The sequence below is a fragment of the Salipiger sp. genome (genome assembly GCF_059781815.1).
In genome coordinates this window covers 1-1,734 of the sequence record NZ_JBYNAH010000413.1, presented here as the reverse complement: position 1 = coordinate 1,734, position 1,734 = coordinate 1, and the positions used below count along the sequence as shown (strand labels likewise).

Annotated in this window: 2 protein-coding genes; one reads left to right on the top strand and one right to left on the bottom strand. The window is 65.4% G+C overall.

Annotated features, from left to right (window positions below; all coding sequences use genetic code 11):
* Nucleotides 1–11 precede the first annotated feature (11 nt).
* Nucleotides 12–668: a GntR family transcriptional regulator gene (locus tag AC6RA4_RS25370; protein ID WP_500165081.1), complete on the bottom strand. Its 657-nt coding sequence runs from the start codon at nt 666–668 to the stop codon at nt 12–14.
* 137 nt (nt 669–805) lie between these two features.
* On the opposite strand from AC6RA4_RS25370, the gene dctP reads away from it, so the two are divergent.
* Nucleotides 806–1,734 (top strand): TRAP transporter substrate-binding protein DctP (gene dctP / locus AC6RA4_RS25365; RefSeq protein ID WP_500165079.1); only part of this gene is annotated, 929 nt, incomplete at its 3' end.

Genomic DNA, 1,734 nt, shown 5'->3' with positions numbered 1-1,734 from the left:
GGGGGCGGCGGCTACTCCGCCGCCTGCCTGAGGCTCGCGATCAGGTGGTGGAACTTCTCGCCCTGCACCGCGACATGGCTCTTGAGCGCCGCCGCCGCCGCCCTGGCGTCGCCGGCCTCGAGCGCGTCGACGATGGCCTCGTGCTCGGCCATCGACTGCGCCAGCCGTCCGCGCACCCTGAGCTGCAAGCGCCGGAACGGCTGAAGCCTCCGGTGCAGGCGGCGGCTTTCCTGTTCGAGAAAGCCGTTGCCGGACTGGCGGTAGAGAATGCCGTGGAAGCATTCGTTCTCGCGGTAATAGGCATCGGTGTCGCGCGCCTCGACCGCCTGCTGGCAGCGCGCATTGGCGGCGCGCAGCTCTTCGAGCGCCTCATCGGTGATGCGCGCGGCGGCAAGCTCTCCGCAGAGCGCCTCGAGCGCCGCCATCACCTCGAACATCTCGATGAGTTCGACCGGGCCGGGCTGGCGCACGAAGACGCCCCGGCGCGGGATCTGCTCGGCCAGCCCCGACAGCGCCAGCCGCTGGAAGGCCTCGCGCAGCGGCGTGCGCGAGACGTTGAAGCGCTCGGCCAGCTGGGATTCGTCGAGCCGCTCGCCATCGGCGAAGGAGCCGTCGAGGATCAGGCTTTCCAGCTCGTCAGCGATGATGTCCGAACGCTTTCTTTCCATGGCACGATCCTATAGCGGCGGCGTCTGGCCGACAAGATTGTAATTCTTGTATACAAAAAACTTGACTGAAAAAACAATCATTGCAAGGTTGGGCCTCGACCGGGGGCACAACCCGGTCAACTCTGGGAGGAGAAACCATGAAGTTCACCAAGACCCTCGCGGCCGCCGCCGCGACCGTTCTGCTTGGCACGTCCGCCTTGCACGCTACCGAGCTGCGCCTGTCGCACCAGTTTTCCGAGAGCGACCTGCGCCACAAGGTGGCCCAGATGGTCGCCGACGAGGTCGCCGCTGCCGATGTCGATCTCGACATCAAGATTTTCCCGACGCAATCGCTGTTCAAGGCGCGCGAGCAGTACAAGCCGCTGGCCCGTGGGCAGGTCGACATGATCGTCTTCCCGCTGGCCTATGCCGGCGGCCTGCGCAACGCCTACAACCTGACCCTGATGCCGGGGCTGGTGAAGAACCACGACCATGCGGCGCGACTCAACGACAGCGAGTTCATGGACGAGATCGAAGCGATCCTGAACGAGGATGACGTGATGACGCTGGTGCACGGCTACCTCGCCGGCGGCTTTGCCGGCACCGATGGCTGCATCACCTCTCCGGACGACGTGCAGGGCAAGCAGACCCGCGCGGCGGGCAAGGCCTTCGAGCAGATGCTGGCCGGGGCCGGGGCCTCGATCGCGTCGATGTCCTCGGCCGAGATCTACAACGCCATGCAGACCGGCGTTCTGGATGCGGCCAACACCTCGTCCTCGTCCTTCGTCTCGTACCGGATCTACGAGCAGGTGAAGTGCTTCACCCCGGCGGGCGAATACGCGCTGTGGTTCATGTACCAGCCGCTCCTGATGACCAAGTCGACCTTCGAGGGCCTGACCGAAGCGCAGCAGCAGGCGCTGCTGGATGCGTCGGCCAAGGCCGAGGCCTATTACCTCGAAGAGGCCAAGGCGCAGGACAGCAACGCGCGCGACGTGTTCAAGGAGAACGGCGTCGAGATCGCAGAGATGACCCAGGACGAATTCAACGCCTGGCAGGCCATCGCCAAGGAGACCGCCTACAAGGCCTT

Coding starts and splice junctions, on each gene's coding strand:
- AC6RA4_RS25370 (WP_500165081.1), bottom strand. CDS start 668: ATGGAAAGAAAGCGTTCGGACATCATCGCTGACGAGCTGGAAAGCCTG.